The organism is Pedobacter sp. 10L46_2 (assembly GCF_056395165.1).
On the sequence record NZ_JBFTIZ010000345.1, the window covers coordinates 1 to 4,257 of the forward strand.

General features: G+C 34.3%; 2 protein-coding genes and 1 pseudogene. 2 read left to right on the top strand and 1 reads right to left on the bottom strand.

Annotation, left to right across the window (positions count from 1 at the left end):
• Positions 1 to 771: 771 nt before the first annotated feature.
• A complete protein-coding gene (locus AC1DDX_RS24475; RefSeq protein WP_337715255.1) occupies positions 772 to 1,305 on the bottom strand; it encodes a virulence RhuM family protein in 534 nt (177 codons plus the stop codon).
• 474 nt (positions 1,306 to 1,779) lie between these two features.
• On the opposite strand from AC1DDX_RS24475, the pseudogene AC1DDX_RS24480 reads away from it, so the two are divergent.
• Positions 1,780 to 2,784: pseudogene (locus AC1DDX_RS24480) on the top strand (PDDEXK nuclease domain-containing protein).
• 114 nt (positions 2,785 to 2,898) lie between these two features.
• A complete protein-coding gene (locus AC1DDX_RS24485; RefSeq protein WP_337715253.1) occupies positions 2,899 to 3,885 on the top strand; it encodes a hypothetical protein in 987 nt (328 codons plus the stop codon).
• Positions 3,886 to 4,257: the final 372 nt, after the last annotated feature.

Genomic DNA, 4,257 nt, shown 5'->3' on the forward strand with positions numbered 1-4,257 from the left:
AAGTATTCCTGCTGATGGGTACACTTTTTTAATAGCTAACAATTTGATTGTTAGCTATTTATGTTTTAAAAATTGCTCTTTTTAAAGCTCTTTTTGCTGCATTTTTATAGAATTTGATTTTGCAATTTTTTGATTCTCAAACACTTCAAAATCGCAGATTTTGGAGATATTTTTCACCTGTTTTTGCATCATTTTGACTACCAATTCATTAAGATTTGGCCTGTTTTTCATTAAAATAAATCGAGCTTCAATTCCATTAGCAGATTAGCTTAGAACATTTTTTTCAGTTTTGCCTCTACTTTTTACAATTTCGGCTATGATTTGAGTTATGAATTTGATGAACTTCTCGTCTTTTTGACATTTGATTTTTATCTCTTCGTGCATCGATTTTCTCAGTGCTCTTCTCAGTACTATATGTTGTGTTCTGTTATTCAAATCATTTACTGTATTGTTTCTGGATGAAAGTACTAATAGTGTTTTTATACTCGCTTTTTTTAGATTGAATTGTAACTGCATGTTTCGGCGATAATGGCCACGCTTTCCGCATTTAAACTGACAATTGCTTTCGCCCGAACTTGATCACCATCTTTCGGGATAAAATGGCCTTTTCGGCATCGTTAGCCAGTATTTGCCTCCTCCTCTGTTCATGAGCTTTTGGTTCGTATTGCCGTATTAGGGCCTCAGGATGCTGATCTAGAGGTGGGCTGGGTGGGAACTCCAGAAGCACATTTTGGTGGCTTATAGGAGCTTAATTTAAATCCGACGAAAATGTCATGCTGACGAGTGTTTAGATATAGATAAAGTTCGTCTGCTATATTTGTAATTCAGTCTTGATAATTTTCGGGGACGCCCAGCAATCGTTTGTGTGGCCAGTTTGACCCGAAATGAATGAGCCACTTTAAGCGAAATACCCAGCTTTTCCTGCTCTTTGAGCCGTTTTTGATTAATGGCGTATCCTTTAATGAGATATTCTTTCAATACGTTATTAGCCCATATTCGAAACTGTGTACCCTTTTTTGATTTAATTCGATAACCAATAGATATGATTACATCCAAAGAGTAGTACCTGACTTTATATCTCTTCCCGTCTTTGGCAGTTGTCAAGGATTCCTTGACAACTGCATCTTTGGTTAATTCATTTTCTTTAAATATATTGTTTATATGTAGACTTATATTCTGCTTTGTCTGGTCAAAAAGTAACTGCATTTGCGCCTGTGTGAGCCAAACAGTCTCATCTTGGAGCTTTACATCTATTGCAGTTTCGCCATTTGACGATTGATAAATAATAATTTGATCCTCAGTCATATATTAAATTTAGTGCTAACTTATTTATAAATCATCAAAGGTAGGTAATCATCTTATCCAATATTGGATTACGCATGCGTAGAAATCATTGACTGCTAAAAGCAAAAGGCCGATTATTGTTTTTCAAAAGTATTTGCTTACAAATACGCAAATTTTCTAGTTCTATATTATGGGATATAGGGGTGCGCATAAACTAAATTTATAAATTCCATGCTCACAATTTATATAAAACCTTTACTTTTTAAGTCCTGAATAATTGGATCCAGAATCATGCAGAAGCGCTCCAGATGTTCAAAGTAATCCTCCTTTACGGTACAGTTTTTAACACTGCGGTAGTATAGTGTTAAAATTTCTTAGGAAAATTATTAAAGGGGTTGCAGATTAATATCTGTAACCTTTTTAGTTTGGATCACGTCTGGTCTATTATATCACAGATGTTTGCTCCTCATCGATTGTTTTCTTTAAATTTGAAGTATGACCAATTATATTGATGAAATCAGGGGTATACTAACTGCAGCCAGACAAAATGCTTACACTGCTGTGAATGCGGCTATGGTGGAGGCATATTGGCTGATCGGAAAACGTATTGTTGAGCAAGAACAACATGGTGAAGAAAGAGCTGTTTATGGAGAAGGTATTTTAAAAGAACTTTCTAAAGCTTTGACAACTGAATTTGGGAAAGGTTTTTCTTATTCTAATTTGCGTAATTTTCGCCAATTTTATCTCACCTACCGCGATAATGAGATTTGCTACACACTGTGTAGCAAATTGACATGGAGCCATAACCGGTTAATTATGAGGGTTGAAAATGAGGCTGCGCGAGGATTTTATTTAAACGAAGCGGCTGAAGAGAACTGGAGTGTTCGAACTCTGGAGCGGAACATTAACACCTTCTATTATCATAGGCTTCTATCTTCGAATGATAAAACTATAAATCAAAAAGATAGTAAGGTATTACAGAAACAGAGACCTGAAGACTTTATTAAAGATCCATATATTTTTGAATTTCTAAATATTCAGCAACCTGCGACTGCAAATGAGTCTGAAATTGAAACAGCATTAATTGAAAATTTGCAGCAGTTTTTATTGGAGCTGGGAAAAGGCTTCTCCTTTGTTGGCAGACAGTTTAGGATAAGTACGGAGATCGATCATTTTTTTATTGATCTGGTCTTTTATAATTATTTACTTAAATGTTTCGTTTTGATTGATCTAAAAGCTGGGAAACTTACTCATCAGCATGTTGGTCAAATGGACATGTAAAGACGAATGTTTGACGATTTAAAGAAACCAGAAGGTGATAATCCAACAATAGGTATTATCCTGTGCACGGAAAAAAGTGAAACAGTAGTGAAATATTCTGTGATTAATGATAACCCAAGACTTTTCGCTACCAAATATATGCCTTATTTACCTACGGAAGAGGAGCTCATAGCGGAAATTGAACGTGAGAAAGTAAAACTCAATCTATTTAATAGTTAGTCTAGCATTAGCTTTGTTTTTCGATTGGAGTATCTGAAAATTCTTTATATAAGGTGAAAGGGCGTTAATCAATAGTTTAAATTAGAGGAATTGTTTGATAGGTAAACTGCAATTATGACACGACAAACATTTAAAACAAATTACTTAAAAACAATTGATTGGCTTAACGGCGATATTGTAGATTGGGTTTCTGCAGGGCAATTATATTCTTCTGATGGGCAACAAAGACAAATTGCAAAGTATCATTATGCTTTTGGTTTCGACGCTTCGATTACTTCTCAAAATGGGCAATATGCTTTTATTTATAAACGTCTAGGAACAAAAGGTATTTTATTGAAAGATGGCGAAATAATACGGGAGATTAATCGCACCCATTATAATGCAGAGACCTATGAATTTCCGGCGGCATTTGTAACTGTTGACAATGAGACGTATTTAGTTCATTGTCCAATTGATTATTGTCGACTTGACTTTGAAAATGTAGAAACAGGTGAAGTTGTTTCAAATATTCCAGGAAGAAATCCATCAGATATTTTTCACTCAAGACTTTCAATTAGTCCGGATAACAAGTATTTAATGGTATGTGGTTGGGCATGGCATCCCGTTGATACAGTTGAATTATTTGAGATAGAAGAATGTTTAAAAAATCCACAGCTATTGGACAAAAGTTTTTTATATCCAAACTTTGGAACAGAAATAAATTCAGCTAGCTTTATAGACAACGACAGAATACTTATTGCTTCAACAGATGAAGAGCCTTTCGATGATGAAGTGCCGCCACTTTTACCACAAAAGCATCTTGCAATTTGGAACTTTATTAAAAATGAAATTACATCACCAATAAAAGTCAACGGGGAATTCGGAAATTTATTCGCAATAAATGAAAGACAAGCCTGGGATATGTTTAAGTTTCCGAAAATCATAAATATTCAAACAGGTGAAATAGAAAGTAAATTAGAAGAAATTGATTCTGGACTTCAAACATCTTCAATTATTTATGGAGATATTGAAAAACCACCTCAGATTTGCTTTAACAGAGAGACATCTCAAATTGCAGTGCGAGTAAATAGTACGACTATTGAAGTGCTTAGTCCAACGTAATATCGCAGATTACACGGGCCGAAGAATAAAGATTTTTTACAAATTGTTGCAGAATAAACGTCAAGGAATAGTTCATTATCATTTACTTTCGTATTGTAAATAGTTTTGGGAGTTATGAATATCTCGGATTCTCTTCATGTCCTCCATGAAGCTGTTCGGTAAATAAGAATTTAGGAGTACATTTTTTTAACACTGTGTTAGTGTAGTGTTAAAGTTTCTTAGGAAAATTATTAAAGGGGCTGTAGATTAATGTCTGCAGCCCCTCTTGTTAATGACAAGCATTTTATGTAAATTTGATATAGTTTTAAGGTCAACATTTCATGGACAAAAGGAAACAAACATTTGATCAGGCCGAATTGGAACTTTTAAAAG